The organism is Mycobacterium kyorinense (assembly GCF_002101735.1).
Taxonomy (GTDB): Bacteria; Actinomycetota; Actinomycetes; order Mycobacteriales; family Mycobacteriaceae; genus Mycobacterium; species Mycobacterium kyorinense.
Window position 1 is genome coordinate 1 of record NZ_LQPE01000031.1, and the last position, 19,349, is coordinate 19,349.

At 67.5% G+C, this 19,349-nt stretch carries 18 protein-coding genes; 7 read left to right on the forward strand and 11 right to left on the reverse strand.

Annotation, left to right across the window (positions count from 1 at the left end):
* Positions 1–214: 214 nt before the first annotated feature.
* The 7 genes from AWC14_RS05470 to mqo form a co-directional block, all read right to left on the reverse strand.
* Positions 215–1,813, reverse strand: coding sequence for an MFS transporter (locus AWC14_RS05470; protein ID WP_045382425.1), 1,599 nt, complete (start codon positions 1,811–1,813; stop codon positions 215–217).
* Between the two features lie 33 nt (positions 1,814–1,846).
* Complete coding sequence (cobA, locus tag AWC14_RS05475; protein ID WP_045382428.1) at positions 1,847–3,052, reverse strand: uroporphyrinogen-III C-methyltransferase; 1,206 nt, start codon at positions 3,050–3,052, stop codon at positions 1,847–1,849.
* Positions 3,049–4,413 carry a cobyrinic acid a,c-diamide synthase CobB gene (locus AWC14_RS05480; protein WP_045382431.1) on the reverse strand — a complete coding sequence of 455 codons (1,365 nt, stop codon included), beginning with the start codon at positions 4,411–4,413 and terminating at the stop codon, positions 3,049–3,051. The genes cobA and AWC14_RS05480 overlap by 4 nt, the downstream gene beginning before the upstream one ends.
* A gap of 91 nt (positions 4,414–4,504) precedes the next feature.
* Complete coding sequence (cobO, locus tag AWC14_RS05485; protein WP_045382434.1) at positions 4,505–5,119, reverse strand: cob(I)yrinic acid a,c-diamide adenosyltransferase; 615 nt, start codon at positions 5,117–5,119, stop codon at positions 4,505–4,507.
* A 20-nt stretch (positions 5,120–5,139) separates the two neighbouring features.
* Complete coding sequence (locus tag AWC14_RS05490) at positions 5,140–6,957, reverse strand: magnesium chelatase subunit D family protein (protein ID WP_045382436.1); 1,818 nt, start codon at positions 6,955–6,957, stop codon at positions 5,140–5,142.
* Positions 6,954–7,424, reverse strand: coding sequence for a GNAT family N-acetyltransferase (locus AWC14_RS05495; RefSeq protein WP_045382439.1), 471 nt, complete (start codon positions 7,422–7,424; stop codon positions 6,954–6,956). The genes AWC14_RS05490 and AWC14_RS05495 overlap by 4 nt, the downstream gene beginning before the upstream one ends.
* A complete protein-coding gene (gene mqo / locus AWC14_RS05500; protein WP_045382441.1) occupies positions 7,421–8,878 on the reverse strand; it encodes a malate dehydrogenase (quinone) in 1,458 nt (485 codons plus the stop codon). Before mqo ends, AWC14_RS05495 begins: the two co-directional genes overlap by 4 nt.
* Before the next feature lie 60 nt (positions 8,879–8,938).
* On the opposite strand from mqo, the gene AWC14_RS05505 reads away from it, so the two are divergent.
* Positions 8,939–9,943 carry an alpha/beta hydrolase gene (locus AWC14_RS05505; protein WP_045382444.1) on the forward strand — a complete coding sequence of 335 codons (1,005 nt, stop codon included), beginning with the start codon at positions 8,939–8,941 and terminating at the stop codon, positions 9,941–9,943.
* 2 nt (positions 9,944–9,945) lie between these two features.
* Positions 9,946–11,325 (forward strand): mycothione reductase, encoded by a 1,380-nt coding sequence (mtr, locus tag AWC14_RS05510; RefSeq protein ID WP_045382447.1) that lies wholly within the window; start codon positions 9,946–9,948, stop codon positions 11,323–11,325.
* On the opposite strand, the gene AWC14_RS05515 is transcribed toward mtr, so the two are convergent.
* Complete coding sequence (locus AWC14_RS05515; RefSeq protein ID WP_045382450.1) at positions 11,308–11,784, reverse strand: Fur family transcriptional regulator; 477 nt, start codon at positions 11,782–11,784, stop codon at positions 11,308–11,310. The two genes, mtr and AWC14_RS05515, sit on opposite strands and share 18 nt — an antisense overlap.
* 49 nt (positions 11,785–11,833) lie before the next feature.
* Here AWC14_RS05515 and AWC14_RS05520 point away from each other — a divergent pair, with 49 nt between their 5' ends.
* Positions 11,834–12,952: an alkaline phosphatase family protein gene (locus AWC14_RS05520; protein WP_045382540.1), complete on the forward strand. Its 1,119-nt coding sequence runs from the start codon at positions 11,834–11,836 to the stop codon at positions 12,950–12,952.
* A 215-nt stretch (positions 12,953–13,167) separates the two neighbouring features.
* Here AWC14_RS05520 and AWC14_RS05530 read toward each other — a convergent pair whose 3' ends face one another.
* From AWC14_RS05530 to AWC14_RS05540, 3 genes are all read right to left on the reverse strand, one after another.
* Positions 13,168–13,404, reverse strand: a complete 237-nt coding sequence (locus AWC14_RS05530; RefSeq protein ID WP_045382456.1) for a DUF6400 family protein — start codon at positions 13,402–13,404, stop codon at positions 13,168–13,170.
* 120 nt (positions 13,405–13,524) lie between these two features.
* Positions 13,525–14,592 carry a hypothetical protein gene (locus AWC14_RS05535; RefSeq protein ID WP_045382459.1) on the reverse strand — a complete coding sequence of 356 codons (1,068 nt, stop codon included), beginning with the start codon at positions 14,590–14,592 and terminating at the stop codon, positions 13,525–13,527.
* A 13-nt stretch (positions 14,593–14,605) separates the two neighbouring features.
* Positions 14,606–14,905 carry a hypothetical protein gene (locus AWC14_RS05540; RefSeq protein WP_045382462.1) on the reverse strand — a complete coding sequence of 100 codons (300 nt, stop codon included), beginning with the start codon at positions 14,903–14,905 and terminating at the stop codon, positions 14,606–14,608.
* Positions 14,906–15,018: 113 nt separating this feature from the next.
* Between AWC14_RS05540 and AWC14_RS05545 the strand changes: the two genes are divergently transcribed.
* From AWC14_RS05545 to AWC14_RS05560, 4 genes are all read left to right on the forward strand, one after another.
* Entirely contained in the window at positions 15,019–15,354 is a 336-nt protein-coding gene (locus AWC14_RS05545) for a hydrogenase maturation nickel metallochaperone HypA (protein WP_045382465.1), read from the forward strand.
* A 12-nt stretch (positions 15,355–15,366) separates the two neighbouring features.
* Positions 15,367–16,143, forward strand: a complete 777-nt coding sequence (gene hypB, locus AWC14_RS05550; RefSeq protein ID WP_045382468.1) for a hydrogenase nickel incorporation protein HypB — start codon at positions 15,367–15,369, stop codon at positions 16,141–16,143.
* A 316-nt stretch (positions 16,144–16,459) separates the two neighbouring features.
* Positions 16,460–17,515 carry an NADH-quinone oxidoreductase subunit B family protein gene (locus AWC14_RS05555; RefSeq protein WP_045382470.1) on the forward strand — a complete coding sequence of 352 codons (1,056 nt, stop codon included), beginning with the start codon at positions 16,460–16,462 and terminating at the stop codon, positions 17,513–17,515.
* Positions 17,516–17,555: 40 nt separating this feature from the next.
* A complete protein-coding gene (locus tag AWC14_RS05560; protein WP_045382472.1) occupies positions 17,556–19,349 on the forward strand; it encodes a nickel-dependent hydrogenase large subunit in 1,794 nt (597 codons plus the stop codon).

Sequence of the window (19,349 nt, forward strand, 5' to 3'; positions counted from 1 at the left end):
TCCAATTATCCCTTGCAGGACAGGCACTTTCGCTTATCTACACACCGCAACAAGCGACATTCCGCGAAAAATCCGGGCTAGACGGCGATCGCAGGCGCGGCGAAGCCGGGCGCGGCAGGTCGCCGCCAACAGGCGTCGGCGACCATCAGCAGACGCAGAATCGCACAGGTCCGCCCAACAAAATGCGATTCTGTGTCTGTTCGGCAGAAGACGGTTACAGTTCGCCGGCGTCGAGGGCCTGCTGGACTTCCTGGGCGTGCGCCACCTGCTTGGCGCTGTAACCGATCAGCAGCGACACCCCGCCGACGAGGATGGCCACGCCGGCCACCCACAGCAGCCCGTAGGTGTAGCCGTGGTCCAGCGCGTGCAGCTGGGCGGCGTTCATGTCCTTCACCGGGCCGTTGATGCCGCCCAGGTACAGCGTGCGCGACGTGATCACGGCCTGGATGATGGCCAGCACCACCGGCCCGCCCAGGTTCTGCAGCATCAGCGCGATCGCCGAGGTCGGGCCGATCCGGTCGAACCCGACGCCCGCGATGGCCGACAGCGCCAGCGGGACGATGATCATGCCGATGCCGATGCCGCCGACCACGACCGGCATCACCAGGTTCGGGAAGTACGGGATGCTGGCGTTGAGCGTCGAGCCGTACAGCATGGCGCCCAGCACCAGGATGCCGCCGGTGATCACGACGACCCGCGGTGGGAACCACGACACCAGCTGCGAGGCCGCGCCCAGGCCGATGCCCATCGCGATGGCGAACGGGATGAAGCCGACGCCGGCGCGCAGCGCGCTGTAGCCCATGATGTCCTGCACGTACAGCCCGATCAGCACCGTCAGGGTGAACAGCACGCCGCCGCCCAGGAACATGGCCGCGAACGTGGCCAGCCGGTTGCGGTCGAAGAACAGGTCGAACGGCACGACGGGGTTCTCGGCGGAGCGCTCCACGACGGCGAACGCCACAAACGCGGCCAGTGCCACCAGGCCCGAACCGATCGTGGTGACCGAGATCCAGCCCTTCTCCGGCCCCATCGAGAAGGCGAACACCGCAGCCGTGCACGCCAACGTGGCCAGCACGGCGCCGGTGGCGTCCAGCTTCATCCGCTCCTTGACGGTTTCCCGCAGCGTGGTGCGCGCCAGGTAGATCATCACCAGCCCGATCGGCACGTTCACCAGGAACGCCAGCCGCCAGGACACCTCGGTCAGCGCGCCGCCGACCACCAGGCCCATCACCGAGCCGACGCCCGTCATCGCGCCGAACACCGCGGTCGCGGCGTTGCGGGCCGGGCCCTTCGGGAAGGTGGTCGCCACCAGCGCAAGAGCGGTCGGCGAGGCGATCGCCGCGCCGATACCTTGCGCCAGCCGCGCGATCACCAGGGTGGCCTCGTCCCAGGCGATCCCGCACAGTGCGGAGGCGATCGTGAACAGCGCGACGCCGACGATGAACGTGCGCTTACGGCCGATGGTGTCGCCGAGCCGGCCGCCGAGCAGCATCAACCCGCCGAAGGTCAGCACGTAGGCGGTGATCACCCAGCTGCGCCCGGCGTCGGACAGGCTGAGCTCGTTTTGGATCTTCGGCAGCGCGACGATGGCGATGGTGCCGTCCATCGTCGCCATCAGCTGCATGCCGGCGATGGCGATCACCGCGGCGAAGAACCGGCGCGACGGGCGCCATTCCGGCAAATACTTGCTGAAACGGCCTAACACCGTTTGCGGCGGTGTGGGAGTAGGTATGGAAGGCATCGGGACCGCTCGTTCGGGGCGTTCGACCGTCCAGGTGTGGACAGCCTGCTCTGCGTCATTAAGAGCCGTCATAAGGGGCTACCCTACAGTAATCTTAATATTCGCTTAAGTGCCGAACGCGGCGACGGCGCCGATAACGATGATCGCCGGAGGTCGGATACCTTCCGCCCGAATCTTTTGCGGCGCGTCGCCGAGCGTCGCCCGCAACGTGCGTTCGGCGGCCGTCGTGCCGTGCTCCACCACCAACACCGGCGTTTCCGCAGGTCGGCCGCCTTTGCGCAGGGCTTCGGTGAAAAGTTCGATGCGCTCGACGGCCATCAGCAAAACGATCGTGCCGGATAACGCCGCCAATGCGTCCCAATTCACTAACGATTCGGGCTCCCCGGGCGCAATATGCCCGCTGACCACCACGAATTCGTGGTTGACGGCGCGATGAGTGACCGGCACGCCCACCGATGCGGGCACCGCTATGGCACTCGTCACACCGGGCACGACGGTCACCGGAATGCCGGCATCGGCACAGGCCAGTACTTCCTCGTAGCCGCGGGCGAAGACGAACGGATCGCCTCCTTTGAGGCGCACCACGAATTGCCCGGCCTTCGCCCGCTCGATCATCACCGCGTTGATGGCGTCCTGGGCCATCGCGCGCCCGTACGGGATCTTGGCGGCGTCGATCACCTCGACGTGCGGGGGCAACTCGGCGAGCAGTTCGGGTGGCGCCAGTCGGTCGGCGACAACGACGTCGGCCTGGGTGAGCAATCGGCGGCCGCGCACGGTGATCAGTTCCGGGTCGCCCGGGCCGCCGCCGACCAGCGCCACCCCACCGCGCACGACGTCGTCGCTCGCAAAGCTTTCCGGGGTGATCAGTCCTTGCTGCAATGCCTCGCGGATGGCCGAGCGAATTGCCGCCGAGCGGCGGTGCTCGCCGCCGGCCAGCACGCCCACCGACAATCCGGCGTAGTCGAACGTCGCCGGGGTGACGGCGCTGCCCTCGACGGCGATGTCGGCGCGTACGCAGAAGATTCGCCGACGGTCGGCTTCGGCGACCACCGCGGCGTTCACCTGCGGGTCGTCGGTGGCTGCGATCGCATACCAGGCGCCGTCGAGGTCGCCGTCGCGATACTCGCGCAGCGACAACCGGATTCGGCTCATCGCCTCGACGGCGCGGGTGGCCGAGCGGGTGATGACGTGCACGTCGGCGCCGCTGGCGACCAGCAGCGGCAGCCGGCGTTGCGCGACGGTGCCGCCGCCCACCACGACGACCTTCTTGCCGGTCAGCCGCAGCCCGGCCAGGTAGGCGTTCTCGGTCACCGGCTTACTCTAGAGGCCGCGGCATGCGAGACGAAGCGTGCCACCGCATCCGGCGCGGCCGCGGGATGGGTATGCAGGTATGCCGCGTGCACGCCGTCGTGCACCGCCCCGTCGCGGGCGGGTGTGCCGTGTCCGCGGTAAATCCACGCCGGGTCGTAGTGTGTGCTGAAAGTGACTGTGGTGCGGTGGAATTCGTGTCCCACGATTCGTTCGCCTGCCCTGTACAGGGGCGAGTCGGCACCTGCGACCGCATCGCGATAGCCCAATGTCAGGTGCTCGGTGAACCGCGCCGACCCGGCCAGCACGTCGCACATCGGGTATCCGTCGAGTTCGGACACCAAGTACACCAGCCCGGCGCATTCGGCGTGCACCGGTGCGCCGGCCGCGACAAGTGCCTTGATCTGCCGACGGGCAATCTCGTTGCCGGACAGTTCCGCGGTGAACTGCTCGGGGAAACCGCCGGGCACCAGCACGGCGTCGGCTTTGTCGGGCAGCGGGTCGACGAGCGGGTCGAATTCGGCCACCTCCGCCCCGGCCGCTCGCAGCAACTCCGCGTGTTCGGCGTAGCCGAAAGTGAACGCCCGTCCACCGGCCAGGGCCACCGTGACGCCGGGGGCCGCGCCGATTTCGGCCGCGGGATCCCATGGCGCGTCGCTGACCCGGCTTCCGGCTGCGGCGAATACGGCGCCGACGTCGACGTGGCGAGCGACCAGCTCCGTCATCGCATCGACCGCGTGTCGGGCCCGGCGGCCGTACTCGACCGCTGTCACCAAGCCCAGATACCTTGTGGGCACTTCGATTTCGTCGCTGCGTGGAATGGCGCCCAGGACCGGGATGCCCGCGTGCTCGCAGGCCTGGCGCAGCACCTGTTCGTGTCTGGGCGAACCGACCCGGTTGAGAATGACACCGGCGATACGGGTCTGGTGGTCGAACGTCGAAAAGCCGTGCAGTAGTGCGGCAATGCTTTGGCTCTGCCCGCGGGCATCGACGACCAGGACGACCGGGACGCCCAGCAGGGCGGCGACGTGTGCGGTGGATCCCGATGCCGGGATGGCTGCAGCGGGGTCGATGCGGCCGTCGAAAAGCCCCATCACACCTTCGATCACGGCGACGTCGGCACCGGCGGCGCCGTGTGCGTACAACGGGCCGACGAGGTGTTCGCCCACCAGGACCGGGTCGAGGTTGCGGCCGGTGCGGCCGGCGGCCAACGTGTGATAGCCGGGGTCGATGAAGTCCGGGCCGACCTTGAACGACGCGACGGCGTGGCCGGCTTGCCGCAGTGCACCGATCAAACCCGTTGCGACCGTGGTCTTTCCGCTGCCCGAGGCAGGCGCGGCGATGACGACCGCGGGCGTGCTCATGGTGTCCCCTTTTGCCGCGAGCGTGCGTGTCCCCGGCTCTCGACACGGCGTGTCGGCCGGGGACACGCACGCTCGCGGGGAAAGGGTGGCATCACCACTCGATGCCCTTTTGGCCCTTGCGCCCGACATCCATCGGGTGCTTGACCTTGGTCATCTCGGTGACCAGGTCGGCGGCGTCGACCAGCCGCGGCGGGGCATCGCGTCCGGTGATCACCACATGCTGGCTGCCGGGGCGGGCCAGCAGGGTGTCCACCACCTCGTCGACGTCGACCCAGCCCCACTTGAGTGGATAGGTGAACTCGTCGAGCACGTAGAAGTCGTGACGCTGGTCGGCCAGCCGCCGCGCGATCTCGGCCCACCCGTCGGCGGCTGCCGCCGCGTGATCGTCGTCGCTGCCGGCCTTGCGCGACCACGACCAGCCGGCGCCCATCTTGTGCCATTCGACCGCTCCGCCGACGCCGTGCTCGTCGTGCAGGCGGCCGAGCTGCCGAAATGCCGCCTCTTCGCCGACCTTCCATTTGGCGCTCTTGACGAATTGGAACACCGCGACGTTCATGCCGGAATTCCACGCCCGCAACGCCATGCCGAAGGCGGCCGTCGACTTCCCCTTGCCCGGTCCGGTGTGGACCGCCAGCACCGGTGTGTTGCGCCGGGCCTTGGTGGTCAGCCCGTCGTCGGGAACCTGCAATGGACGGCCTTGGGGCATAAGCGGTTACCTTCCGGTGCTCAGGCTGCGCCGCGCACGGCCCGGGTCAGATAGTCGGCCCGCAGCTGCTCGAGCCGCACCGCCGTGGATCCGAGCTGACGGGCCAGCTGCTCGGCCAACCCCAGCCGGACAAACGAGGTCTCGCAGTCCACCACCACCGAGGCCGCGCCCTCGGCGACGAGCAGAGCCGCCGCGGTCCGGCTGCGCCCCAACGGATCCGGCCCCGCGGTGGCCCGGCCGTCGGTGAGCACCACCACCAGCGGACGACGCGACCGGTCCCGCACCTTCTCCCGCAGCACCAGTTCGCGGGCGGCCAGCAGTCCTTCCGCGAGAGGCGTTTTGCCGCCGGTGTCGAACCGGGACAGTCGCCGTCCCGCGATGTGCGCCGACGACGTCGGCGGCAGCAACAGTCGTGCCCCGTCGTGGCGGAAGGTGATGACCGCGACCTTGTCGCGGCGCTGATACGCGTCGCGCAGCAGCGAGAGCGTCGCGCCGCTGACCGCGGCCATCCGGTCTCGCGCCGCCATCGAGCCGGAGGCGTCGACGACGAAGATCACCAGGTTGCTTTCCCGGCCCTCGCGCACTGCACGGCGAACATCGCTGGGCTGCAGGCGAATTCGGCCTGCCACGTCGGTGTGCTCGGCGGCGGCCAGCACGCTGGCGAACAGGTGCAGCCCGTGACCGTCCGTGTCGCTGGACGCCACCACGGCGCCGGTGGCGTTGCGGGCCCGCGATCGGCGGCCCGGTGCGCCTTCGCCGACGCCGGGGACGGTCAGCGCCCGGGTGCGGAACGTTGCCGACGGCGGCGCACTAGGTTTGGTGGTCGGCCGGCTTGGTGACGAATTCGGTTGTGGCGATGAGTCATTGGCACTCTGGCCACCGCCGGGCGGGTCCGGATCCGGCTCTGGCTCGGGGTCGGCTTGTCGGGCTTGTTCCAGTGCCTCGTCGAGCTGGTTGCGGTCGATGCCCGGCTCGTCGAACGGGTCGCGGCGGCGCCGGTGCGGCAACGCCAGCTCGGCGGCCACCCGGATGTCTTGCTCGTCGACGGTGTCGTTGCCGCGCCAGGCGGCGTGTGCGACCGCGGTGCGCGCCACCACCAAATCGGCGCGCATCCCATCGACGTCGAACGCCGCACACAACGCCGCAATGCGGCGTAACTCGTTGTCCGGCAACGCGATATCGTCGACGAGGGCACGCGCCGACGCGATGCGGCGCGCCAGCTCCGCGTCCGCGTCGGCATACCCGGCGGCGAATCCCTCCGGGTCGGCCTCGTAGGCCATCCGCTGCCGGATCACCTGGACCCGCACGTCGACGTCGCGCGAGGCGTGCACGTCGACGGTGAGGCCGAAGCGGTCCAGCAGCTGGGGACGCAGCTCGCCCTCCTCCGGGTTCATCGTGCCGATCAGCACGAAGCGGGCCTCGTGGGAATGCGAGATGCCGTCGCGTTCGATGTGCACCCGGCCCATCGCGGCCGCGTCGAGCAGCAGATCGACCAGATGGTCGTGCAGCAGGTTGACCTCGTCGACGTAGAGCACGCCGCCGTGTGCACGCGCCAGCAGCCCCGGGGAAAACGCGTGCTCGCCGTCGCGCAACACGCGCTGCAAGTCCAGTGAGCCGATCACCCGGTCTTCGGTGGCGCCGATCGGCAACTCGACCAGCCGGGCGTCTTCGGAGGCGGCCGACAGCAGCGCGGCCAGGCCGCGCACCGCCGTCGACTTGGCCGTCCCCTTCTCGCCGCGGATCAACACCCCGCCGATCTCCGGGCGCACCGCACACAGGATCAGCGCCAGCCGAAGCTGCTCGTGGCCGACGATCGCGCTGAACGGGTACGGCTTCACGGGTGGGCCTCGGCTCCCGTGCCCGGCCGAAGCATCGGCACGTGCGGGATGCCGTCCTCGACGAAATCGTCACCGTCGCGAACGAAGCCGTGCTGGGCGTACATGTCCGCCAGGTAGGCCTGCGCGTCGATGCGACACGGATAGTCGCCGACCTCCGCCAGCGCGGCGCGCAGCAGCCGGGTGGTGTGGCCCTGGCCGCGGGCGCGGCGCTTGGTGCACAGCCGTCCGAGGCGAAACGCCTTCTCGCCGCCGGCGTGTTCTTCCATCAGCCGCAACGTGCAAATCACCTCTCCGTCGGGGGCTTCCAGCCAGAAATGCCGCGTTTCGGCGAGCAGATCGCGGCCGTCCAGCTCCGGGTACGGGCAGGCCTGCTCCACGACGAACACCTCCACCCGCAGCTTGAGCAGCTCGTAAAGGGTCGGCGCATCAAGGTCTTTGGCCCACGCGCGGCGCAGCGACACCGTCATAAGCCCAACACCTTGCTGCCCCACGACCACACCTCCTCGAACAGCGCCGGCTCGCGCGACAAACTCGCACCCAGCGACGGCACCATCTCTTTCAAAGTCGGCAGCCAGGACTGGTAGCGCTCGGCCAAGCAGCGCTCCAACACCTCCAGCATGGCCGACACGGCCGTCGACGCGCCCGGCGACGCCCCGAGCAGTCCCGCGATGCTGCCGTCGGCGGAAGTCAGGACCGTGGTGTCGAATTCGAGTCCTCCGCGCCGGATCACCTGCACCCGTTGGCCGGCCAGCACCAACTCCCAATCGGAATCCATTGCGCTGGGGGCGAATTCGCGCAACACCTCCATGCGGGCGGGGTTCGGCAGGCGCAGCTGGCCGAGCAGATAGTTCAGCAATCTGCGCTGGCGCACGCCGACGCTCAGCAGCGACACAAGGTTGTCCGGGCGCACCGAGCGCGGGAGATCGGTGACCCGGCCCTGCTTGAGAAACCGCGGGGACCAGCTGGCGAACGGCCCGAACAGCAGCCAGGACTTGCCGTTGACGACCCGCGCATCCAGATGCGGCGCGGTGATTCCGGGCGCGCCGGGCGCGGGAAGGCCGTACACCTTGGCCCGGTGCGCACCGACGACGGCGGGATGCCGGCTCCGCAAGAATTGGCCGCCGATCGGGAAACCGCCGAATCCCCTGACTTCCTTGATGCCAGCGCGCTGCAACAGCCGCAGTGCGTCGCCGCCAGCGCCGACGAACACGAATTTCGCATTCAGCGTGCGGCTTTCGCCGGTGCGGCGGTTGCGGACCGTCAGCGTCCAGCCGCCGTCGCGCTGACGGTGAAGGTTGCGCACCTCGTGGCCGAACAGCGCGGTGGTGCCGCGCTGCACGCCGTAGGCGATGAGCTGGCGGGCCAGCACACCGAAGTCGACATCGGTGCCGTCGGCGGCCCAGTTCAGCGCCACCGGCTCGGCGAAGTCGCGCCCGGCCGCCATGAACGGCAGCCGGCGCGCGAACTCGTCGGCGCCGGTGACGAATTCGGTGTGAGCGAACAACGGGTTGTCGGCCAGAGCCTCGCGGCGCCGCCGTAGGTAGTCGACCCGGTGCGCGCCCTGCACGAAGCTGACATGCGGGATCGGGTTGAGGAAGCTCCGCGGCTCGGACAGCATCCCGTTTTCCACCGCGTACGCCCAGAACTGGCGGGTGACCTGGAACTGCTCGTTGACCCGCACCGCTTTGCCGACGTCGATCGAGCCGTCCGGCCGTTCCGGTGTGTAGAACAACTCGCACAGTCCGGCGTGCCCGGTGCTGGCGTTGTTCCATGCGGCGCTGCTTTCGGCGGCGGCGCCGTCAAGTCGCTCGACGAGCGTGATGGACCAGTCCGGTTCCAGCCGCCGCAGCAGCGCACCCAGCGTGGCGCTCATGATGCCCGCACCCACGAGCACGACATCGGTCTTGGCGGTCGTGGTCATTGGTCCTCAGGTTATCCCGGCGGGGTCGGGCGCGATCGAGCACGTTTTAAGCTGGCGAACGTGAGTAGCTGGCAGCGCGATGTCCTGCCCGGTTACTGGCAGCACGCCATCGACCTTGGTCCGGATCCCGACGGCGAGGGTGAGCTCGTTGCGACCCTGGTGCGCCGCGGCGACGCCGCGCCCGCGCCGCACGCCGTACTGGCCGTGCACGGCTACACCGACTACTTCTTCCACACCGCGCTGGCCGACCATTTTGCGGACCGCGGATTCGCCTTCTACGCGCTGGACCTGCAGAAATGCGGCCGCTCGCGACGGGCCGGCCAAACCCCGCACTTCACCACCGACCTGGCCCGCTACGACGCCGAACTCGACTACGCGCTGCGCGTCATCGGCGAGCAGACCGAATCGGCCCGGGTGCTGGCCTACGGCCATTCGACCGGCGGGTTGATCGTGCCGCTGTGGCTGGACCGGCTGCGACGCCGCGGCGTCATCGGGCAGGCAGGTGTCGGCGGCCTGGTACTCAACAGTCCGCTGCTGGACCTGCCCGGGCCGGCGGTGCTGCGCTGGTCACTGACCTCCGCACTGATCGCCGCCACTGCGCGGGTCGCCAAGTGGCGGGTGGCCCGGGCACCCGGCCCCGGCGGCTACGGGGCGAGCCTGCACCGCGACTACCACGGGGAGTTCGAGTACGACCTGGCATGGAAGCCGCTGGGCGGCTTCCCGATCACCTTCGGCTGGCTGCACGCCGTTCGGCGGGGCCAGGCCCGGCTGCACCGCGGGCTCGACGTGGGTGTGCCCAACCTGATTCTGCGGTCGGATCACAGCGTGGCCGAGGACGCCGATTCGGTCGAACTGCAATGCGGCGACGCGGTTCTCGACGTCACCCAGATCGCCCGGTGGGCCGGCTGCATCGGCAACCGCTCCACCGTCGTCCCCATCGAAGACGCCAAGCACGACGTGTTCCTGTCAATGCCAGAGCCCAGGAAAGCCGCCTACCACCAGCTGGACGTCTGGCTGGACGACTACCTCGGCGCCACCCAACCCGTACCGTCGCCGAATGGATGAAGATGGAAACCTACAACCTCGCGATCATCGGAACCGGTTCGGGCAACAGCATTCTCGACGAACGCTACGCCGGTAAGCGCGTGGCGATCTGCGAGCAGGGCACCTTCGGCGGCACCTGCCTCAACGTGGGTTGCATCCCCACCAAGATGTTCGTCTACGCCGCCGAGGTCGCCCAAACCATCCGTGGCGCCGCCCGTTACGGCGTCGACGCGCACATCGACCGGGTGCGCTGGGACGACATCGTCTCACGCATCTTCGGGCGCATCGACCCGATCGCGATCGGCGGCGAAGACTACCGGCGGTCCTCCCCCAACGTCGACGTCTACAGCCAACACACCCGATTCGGGCCGGTGCAGCCGGACGGGCGCTACCTGCTGCGCACCGACGGCGGCGACGAGTTCACCGCCGACCAGGTGGTGATCGCGGCCGGATCGCGGCCCGTCGCACCACCGGCCGTCCTGGAGTGCGGCGTCGAATACCACACCAGCGACACGATCATGCGCATCGCCGAGCTGCCCGAACACCTGGTGATCATCGGCGGCGGATTCGTGGCGGCCGAATTCGCGCACATCTTCTCCGCGCTGGGTGTGCGGATTACGCTGGTGATCCGCGGCGGCACGCTGCTGCGGCACCTGGACGACACGCTGTCCCAACGGTTTACCCGCATCGCGTCGACCAAATGGGAGTTGCGCACCCACCACAACGTCGTCGGCGCGCACCACCGCGGTTCGCGGATCGTGCTGGAACTCGACGACGGGTCGTCCCTGACCGCCGACGCGGTGCTGGTGGCCACCGGCCGCAAACCCAACGGCGATCTGCTGGAGGCCGAGCAGGCCGGAATCGAGATCGCCGGCAGCCGCGTCGTGGTCGACGAATACCAACGGACCACCGCGCGTGACGTTTTCGCGCTGGGCGACGTGTCGTCGCCGTACGAGCTCAAACACGTCGCCAACCACGAGGCCCGCGTGGTGCAGCACAATCTGCTCTGCGACTGGGACGACACCGAGGCGATGGTGGCCACCGACCACCGCTACGTTCCGTCGGCGGTGTTCACCGATCCGCAGATCGCCAGCGTCGGGTTGACCGAAAACCAGTCGGTGGCAAAGGGTTTCGATGTCTCGGTGAAGATCCAGCACTACGGTGACGTGGCGTACGGCTGGGCGATGGAGGACACCACCGGCATTGTCAAGCTCGTCGCCGAATGCGGCACCGGCCGGCTGCTGGGCGCGCACATCATGGGCCACCAGGCGTCGTCGATCATCCAGCCACTGATCGGCGCGATGAGCTTCGGGCTCACCGCACAGCAGATGGCCCGCGGTCAGTACTGGATTCACCCGGCGCTGCCGGAAGTCGTCGAGAACGCGTTACTCGGGTTGCGCTGAGTCGGCCTGGCATTGCGGGCACAGGCCGTGCAGGGTCAGGCCGGCCCGCTCCGACAGCGTGAACGAACTGCCCGCCATCGCATGCTCCAGCGCGGAGGTCAGTTGCTGCGCCGGCACTTCGATGATCGCGCCGCAGCGCGTGCACACCGCGTGATGGTGCGGGTCGGTGGCCAAACCGTAAGTGGTAACGCCACTTTCGAGGGTCAGCGCATGCAGCACACCCTGCTCGACCAGGGTGGTCACGGTGCGATAGATCGTCGCCAGGTCCGGCGGCGGTTCGCCGGCGGGCAGGCAGTCACGCAGTCGCTGGTCGATCTCGGCCACCGAGAGATGGCCGTGGACCGGCTCGAGCACCGCCAGCACGGCGATCCGTGAGGCCATTCGCCGCAGCCCGTGCGCGCGCAGCAGCTCGCCGATCCGCTCGGTGACGGCCGGATCCAGCGCCGATGGCCTGGTCACCCATCCAGTATCGCGCAGGATGCGCGGCGCGGCTGCCAGACTGGCCGTCGTGGTCGGTTCGATCTGCGACGTGCTGCCCGCCGCGGCTGCGCTGCTCGGAGCACCGGATGCGTTCGACGCGCTGGGCCTGGCTGAGCGGGTCGGCGACGTGCGCCGCGTCGCGGTGGTGCTGGTCGACGGGATGGGCTGGCACCTGTTGCCGGAGTTGGCCGCCGATGCGCCGCTGCTCGCGTCGGTGCTGGCCAGGCAGACCGGCCGGCTCGACGAACTGGCCTGCACGTTCCCGTCGACGACGCCGACCAGCCTGGTGTCGCTGGGGACCGGGGTGCCGCCCGGTGAACACGGCGTCCTGGGCTTCACGGTCAAGCTGCCCGACTCCGACCGGGTGCTGAACCACATCTTCTGGCGCGACGATCCGCCGCCCACGCAGTGGCAGCCGGTCGCGACTTGGTTCGAGCGGCTGCGTCGGGCCGGACTGAGCGCGGGGGCCGTGCTTCCGGCGCACTTCATCGGCAGCGGGCTCACCGAGGCGGCCTACCGGGGCGCGAAGTTTCACGCGACCAACCCCGACGACGATTACGCCGGGCGCCTGGTTGACGTCCTGGCCGCCGGACCGGGCCTGGTGTACGGCTACACCGCCCAACTCGACACCGCCGCGCATCTGTGCGGTATCGGATCGCCCGAGTGGCACGCTGCGGCGGCCGATGTCGACGCGCTGCTGACCCGGCTGGTCGAGGCGCTGCCGCCCGACGCGGCGCTGCTGGTCACCGCCGACCACGGCGGGCTGAACGTGCCGCCGGCCGCCCGCGTCGACCTCGATGCCGACCCGCGGCTGGCCGCAGGTGTGCATGCGGTGGCCGGGGACCCGCGGGTGCGCTACCTACATACCGTCGACGGCGCGACGCCCGACGTGGTTGCCGCGTGGAGCGAGGTACTGGCAGGCCGCGCCGAGGTGTACAGCCGCGACGACGCGGTGGCGGCCGGGTTGTTCGGACCGGTGCGCCCCGAGCACCTGCGGCGAATCGGCGACGTCGTCGTCACCTGCACCGGCGACACCGCGGTGCTGGCGACGGATCACGAGCCGCCGGAAGTGGCGAGGCTGGTGGGCTTCCACGGCGCCGCCACGGCCGCCGAGATGGCGATCCCGCTGATCACCTTCCGCGGTTGACGGGTGGTTAGGCGGCGCTGGCCGACGACCGACTGTCAATCGACCACAGATGGCCACAGTCGGGGCATTGCAAATGCAGCAGCCAGGCCTGGTTGCTCAGCAGGTATTGCCAGTGGTCATCGCAATTCCGGCTGCTCTGGCAGTCGGTGCAACTGACACCGTGGTTGCACTGTGGGCAGCCGAACCAGGCGCGGCGACCCCGATCGGCAGTCGGATCAATCGGGAACATGGCCAGCCATCCGATCGGGAAGCACTCCAGCGCTCACCAGCTCTTCGTAGAGGCGCTGTTGTTCGTCGTCCAGGCCGGAGTACAGCATCGCGTAAGCGCGTTCCTCTTCGGCCAGCACCTCGAGCGGGTCCCAGTCGTCTCCGATCGCCTCGAGGACGGCGGCGCGACGGCGTGCCTCATCGAGGGTCAGGTCGTAGGCAAACGCCACATGACTTGGCTCCATAGCCACCGGTTCTCCCTGAGCAAACAATGTCGATCGAGTCAGGGTCGGTCGTCAGTGCTGGGGCCGGCAATGGCGTCGGTCACATTCGGCCCTTGACATTCGTCACAATCCGGTGCGAATTCACCACGTGGGTGGTGCCGCTCCCCTGCCGAATCCCCACGTCGACTGGCCCAGCCTCGGCTTGCGTCGATCGTCGGCCGTGTGACGGCGAAAACGTTGCGCCAGCAGGGGTTCGGGGTCGGTTCCCTCTGTTTGGGCCAGGCACGGGCCGCTGAATTCACACGTCTGGCAGTGGGGGGCGAATGTCGGGTAGATCGCCGGATCGCTGGTCATGTCGATCGCCTCGGCACCGATCAATACGCCAACCTGGTCGATCTCGGCGCGACGGCGACGGATGTGGGTCCGTCGCAGCAGGCCCGCCGTGCATTGCTCGACCCGGTTGACGCCGGTGCGTGCGGTGCGCGCCAGCATCCGTCTGTGCTGTGGGATCGCCCGGCCGCCGCCGCTGGGCTCGCTTTGACGGACCCGAGTCGACCAACCGTTCGCTGTGCGATCGGCAGACGGTAGATCGAGCGAACCGGTGATGCGCACCTCGTTGTGGATCGTGCCCGCGATCTCCATGCCCAGGTATTCCCGCTCCCACGCCCAGCACCCTGCGATCGCTGCCTCGTCTCGCATCAACGCGTCCAGCTCCTGCCATTCGTCGACGACCTGGTGACGGGTCACCCAGTACTCGTCTGCCGCGTCGACTGCCACTAGGTCGATCCGGCAGGTGTACATCACCGCAGATCCGTCCGGCGTCGTCAAACCGCGATCGGGATCACGGGGATCAGGCACCAGCCCCGCAACGTCGTGGTCGATTTTCACGGGCGCGAAGTCGTCGACTGTGCGCGCCCAGGCGTCGTAGGTGTCGAGTAACGCCGTCGCAGTCGGTAGCCGGTCCGTCGCGCAGGCGTCGTCGAGCGCGCGTGCGGCGGCCTTGTGTACCAGCGACTGCTTCAATTCAGGTGGCCAGTCCCAGGTGCCCGGGTAGTAGTAGACGGCGAGCGCATCGGCGAGCGCGGCCGGCAAGGCGCCATCGACAACCGCGGCCGGCTCAAGGCCGCGTCGGTGCGGCGACGCGAAATCCCACTGCCGCCGACAGCGTTTGAACCGGGCGCGGTCGTCTTGAGTGATCCGGTAGATCATTTCGGTTCGTCGATCAGTGCGTGTGTGGCCACGGCTCGTCAATCGGCCAGCGACATCGATCGGTATGGGCGGCCATCGACTCCAGTTCGGCGAGTAGATCGTCGAAGAACGCCCGCAACTGCTCCGGGTCGTCCAACGGCCATAGCGCGGAGAACGACATCCACACATCGGGTTCATCGGTGGGCGAGGTGACCTCGGCGCCGGCGGGCAGGATCCGCCACTCGTACTCATCGCCGCACCGCTCGAGATACACGATGTCATCGCGACCGGGGCGCGTCGCCTCGATCGAGGCGAACAGCTCATCCCGCTTCATGATTGCGCCCCGCCGGTTCAGGATAACTCTGTTGTGACGGCCTCAGCGGTGTAGAACGGTGATCATGGGCCCGCCCGGCGACCAGGGCACTGTGGGGACGGTGGTGAGCCACCGTGCATGAGCTGTCGCTGTGCCAGGCGATCGCCGGGGTGGTCAAACCGTACGCCGACGGCCGTCACGTCGACGTTGTCCGCGTCAAGATCGGCGCGCTGCGCCAGGTGGTTCCCGATTCGCTGTCGTTCTGCTGGACGCTGGTCCGGGATTACGAGGACATGCCCGACACCGAGCTTGAACTCGAGTTCGTCGCCGCCGAGGTCAAGTGTCGGTCGTGCAGCCGTGACTCGACCATCACCTCGCACTGGTCACTGTTGTGCCCGCACTGCGGCAGCGCAGACGTCGAGGTGCTGCATGGTGACGAATTCCTGGTGACATCACTGGACGTTTCATGAAAGGTGCTCACGATGGGTAGGTTTCATCGACACGACGACGGCACCGTGCACATCCATGAGCACGGCGATCACCCACACAGCCACGACCACGGCGACCACAGCGGCTACGACACCGGCTCCCAACGCATCGACGTGCTGGAATCGATCTTCGCCGAAAACGACGTCCGGGCCGACTACAACCGGAAAGCGTTCGAGAGCAACGGAATTCGCGCTCTCAACCTGATGAGCTCACCCGGCTCGGGCAAGACGACTGTGTTGGCGGCCACGCTCGACGAGCTCGCCGGCGAGTTCGCCGTCGGGGTGATCGAGGGCGACATCGCCACCGACCTGGATGCCGCCAAGCTCGGCGGCCGGGGCGCGCAGATATCGCTGCTCAATACCGGCAACGGGTTCGGCGGCGAATGCCACCTCGATGCGCCGATGGTCAACCGCGCACTGCAGGGACTCGATCTGGCCGGCCTGGACCTCGTCATCATCGAAAACGTCGGAAACCTGGTCTGCCCAGCCGAATTCGATGTCGGCGAGCACGCCAAGGCCATGGTCTACTCGGTCACCGAAGGTGACGACAAGCCGTTGAAGTACCCGGTGATGTTCCGTGCCGTGGACGTGGTGCTGCTCAACAAGATCGACCTGGTGCCACACCTGGACGTCGACGTCGACAATTACATCGCCCACGTCCACGAGGTCAATCCGACGGCGACGATCCTGCCGGTCAGCGCCCGCACCGGCGACGGTATGCCGGCCTGGTTCGGCTGGCTGCGACGGTTCGTGGCGGCCCCCGTCGGGTGAAAAGACGGCATTGTTGAAAGCCGAATTGGCATTCAGATGCAATCAATTTGCATGACGGTCCACATACCGTTAATTCGACATGCGGAAATTAGCGCCCCGTCGCTGGTATTTGAGTGCCCCCAGAATACGCTGTCGCGCACCGCAATAGGGCGAATCCGAGAAGCCCGCAGAAAGCTTTTGGATTACGCCAGCCAACCGTTGACAACGCAAGTAAGCCGGAGTAGACCCAGGTAATAGCGCCGCGTAAGCGGGCCGACGGCCGACTCCGGCGGCGTCAGGGGCCACAGCCCAACCCCTGGCCCCGGAAAGCTGCGTAATGCCAACGGAAGCAGCAGTCAAAGCGGAAGAAACATTGATCCATGTGCTGTGGATCAACGCGGGCCTCAGTTGTGACGGTGATTCGGTGGCGTTGACTGCCGCCACCCAACCCAGTGTCGAGGAAATTGCGCTTGGCGCGCTCCCCGGGCTGCCCAAAATCGCCGTGCACTGGCCGTTGATCGATTTCGAATGTGGTCCGACCGGAGGAGCCGACGACTTCCTCGAGTGGTTCTTCAAAGCCGACCGCGGTGAACTGGAGCCGTTCGTGCTCGTCGTCGAGGGCTCGATTCCCAACGAGGCGATCAAGGACGAAGGGTATTGGTGCGGGTTCGGCAACAACCCGGCGACAGACCAGCCGATGACCACCAGCGAGTGGCTGGACCGGCTCGCCCCGAAGGCGACCGCAATCGTTTGCGCTGGTACCTGCTCCTGCTACGGCGGCATCCACGCGATGGCCGGCAACCCGACCGGGGCGATGGGCGTCCCCGACTATTTGGGCTGGGACTGGAAGAGCAAGGCCGGAATCCCGATCGTCTGCGTGCCCGGCTGCCCGATCCACCCGGACAATCTCGCCGAAACCCTCACCTACCTGCTCTACATGGCGACCGGGCAGGCCCCGATGATCCCGCTCGATGACGCGTTGCGGCCACAGTGGCTGTTCGGCGCGACCGTCCACGAGGGGTGCGACCGAGCCGGCTACTACGAGCAGGGCGATTTCGCCACTGAGTACGGATCTCCGAAATGCATTGTCAAGCTTGGCTGCTGGGGTCCCGTCGTCAAGTGCAATGTGCCCAAGCGTGGCTGGATCAACGGCATTGGCGGCTGCCCGAATGTCGGTGGCATCTGCATCGGCTGCACCATGCCCGGCTTCCCGGACAAGTTCATGCCGTTCATGGACGAGCCGCCGGGCGGCAAGATTTCGTCCACTGCGTCGGGGCTGTACGGCTCGCTGATCCGCAACCTGCGCGGGGTCACCAACCGCACTCTCGACAAGGAACCGCGCTGGCGGCACAAGGGCAAGGAACTCACGACGGGTGCGCGCCGCACCTGGTAGGGCGCGAACACCGTTCAGACGAAGAAAAGAGTGAACTTCGATGACAAGAATCATTCCCGAGCCGACCCAGGCCAAGCGGGAGCCCGGCCAACTTGTTGAGATGGCGTGGGATCCGATCACCCGGATCGTAGGCAGTCTTGGGATCTACACCAAGATCGACTTCGACAACAAAGAAGTGGTGGAATGCCACAGCACGTCGTCGATCTTCCGCGGCTACTCGATCTTCATGAAGGGCAAGGATCCTCGCGACGCGCACTTCATCACCAGCCGTATCTGTGGTATCTGCGGTGACAACCACTGCACCTGTTCGGTCTACACGCAGAACATGGCCTACGGGGTCAAGCCGCCGCACTTGGGCGAATGGCTGATCAACCTCGGCGAGGCCGCGGAATACATGTTCGACCACAACATCTTCCAGGAGAATCTGGTCGGGGTGGACTTCTGCGAGAAGATGGTCTCCGAGACCAATCCCGGTGTGCTGTCGAAAGCCGAGAACACCGCCGCGCCGCACGCGGACATGCACGGGTACAAGACCGTCGCGGACATCATGCGGTCACTCAACCCGTTTTCCGGCGAGTTCTACCGCGAAGCGTTGCAAGTCAGCCGGTACACCCGGGAAATGTTCTGCCTGATGGAAGGCAGACACGTGCACCCGTCGACGCTGTACCCCGGCGGTATCGGCACCACCGCGACCGTGCAGTTGATGACCGACTACATGGCCCGGCTGATGCGCTACGTCGAGTTCATGAAGAAGGTCGTGCCCATGCACGACGACCTGTTCGACTTCTTCTACGAGGCGATGCCGGGGTATGAGAAGGTCGGCCTGCGGCGCACCCTGCTGGGCTGCTGGGGCTCGTTCCAGGATCCCGAGGTCTGCAACTTCGCTTACAAGGACATGGAGCGGTGGGGCAACGCCATGTACGTCACACCCGGTGTGGTGGTCGACGGCAAGCTGGTGACCCACTCGCTGGTCGACATCAATCTGGGTATCCGGATCCTTTTGGGCAGTTCGTATTACGACGACTGGACCGATCAGGAGATGTTCGTCAGGAACGATCCGCTGGGTAATCCGGTCGACCGGCGGCACCCGTGGAACCAGCACACCAACCCACATCCGGCCAAGCGGGACATGGACGGCGGGCCCTACAGCTGGGTGATGTCGCCGCGTTGGCTGCACAACGGAGATCACCTCGCGCTGGACACCGGCGGCGGCCCGCTGGCCCGGCTCTGGGCAACGGCGCTGGCCGGGCTGGTCGACATCGGCTACGTCAAGTCCACCGGCCGCAGTGTGAAGATCAACTTCCCCAAGACCGCGCTACGGGGCCCGGTCGAATTGGAGTGGAAGATCCCCGAGCACGGGTCTAACACGATCGAACGCGACCGCGCGCGAACGTATTTCCAGGCCTACGCGGCGGGGTGCGCGCTGTACTTCTGCGAGAAGGCGCTCGCGGAGATCCGGGCCGGCCGCACCAAGACCTGGGAGAAGTTCGAGGTGCCCGACGAAGCCATTGGCTGTGGTTTCACCGAGGCGGTCCGCGGAGTGCTGAGCCACCACATGGTGATCCGGGACGGCAAGATCGCCAACTACCACCCGTATCCGCCAACCCCGTGGAACGCCAACCCGCGCGACGTCTACGGCACCCCGGGACCGTACGAGGACGCGGTGCAGGGCCAGCCGATCTTCGAGGAGAACGACCGGGAGCACTTCAAGGGGATTGACATCATGCGCACGGTGCGCAGCTTCGATCCGTGCCTGCCGTGCGGTGTGCACATGTACCTGGGCAAGGGCAAGACCCTGGAACGACTGCACTCGCCGACGCAAACGATGGAGTGA

Excerpts from the sequence above, each read along its gene's own strand:
- AWC14_RS05555 (WP_045382470.1), top strand. The coding sequence starts at position 16,460 with ATGCCAACGGAAGCAGCAGTCAAAGCGGAAGAAACATTGATCCATGTG.
- AWC14_RS05530 (WP_045382456.1), bottom strand. The coding sequence starts at position 13,404 with ATGGAGCCAAGTCATGTGGCGTTTGCCTACGACCTGACCCTCGATGAG.
- AWC14_RS05495 (WP_045382439.1), bottom strand. The coding sequence starts at position 7,424 with ATGACGGTGTCGCTGCGCCGCGCGTGGGCCAAAGACCTTGATGCGCCG.
- hypB (WP_045382468.1), top strand. The coding sequence starts at position 15,367 with ATGGGTAGGTTTCATCGACACGACGACGGCACCGTGCACATCCATGAG.
- mqo (WP_045382441.1), bottom strand. The coding sequence starts at position 8,878 with ATGACCACGACCGCCAAGACCGATGTCGTGCTCGTGGGTGCGGGCATC.
- AWC14_RS05535 (WP_045382459.1), bottom strand. The coding sequence starts at position 14,592 with ATGATCTACCGGATCACTCAAGACGACCGCGCCCGGTTCAAACGCTGT.
- AWC14_RS05560 (WP_045382472.1), top strand. The coding sequence starts at position 17,556 with ATGACAAGAATCATTCCCGAGCCGACCCAGGCCAAGCGGGAGCCCGGC.
- mtr (WP_045382447.1), top strand. The coding sequence starts at position 9,946 with ATGGAAACCTACAACCTCGCGATCATCGGAACCGGTTCGGGCAACAGC.
- AWC14_RS05480 (WP_045382431.1), bottom strand. The coding sequence starts at position 4,413 with ATGAGCACGCCCGCGGTCGTCATCGCCGCGCCTGCCTCGGGCAGCGGA.
- AWC14_RS05540 (WP_045382462.1), bottom strand. The coding sequence starts at position 14,905 with ATGAAGCGGGATGAGCTGTTCGCCTCGATCGAGGCGACGCGCCCCGGT.
- AWC14_RS05470 (WP_045382425.1), bottom strand. The coding sequence starts at position 1,813 with ATGACGGCTCTTAATGACGCAGAGCAGGCTGTCCACACCTGGACGGTC.
- cobO (WP_045382434.1), bottom strand. The coding sequence starts at position 5,119 with ATGCCCCAAGGCCGTCCATTGCAGGTTCCCGACGACGGGCTGACCACC.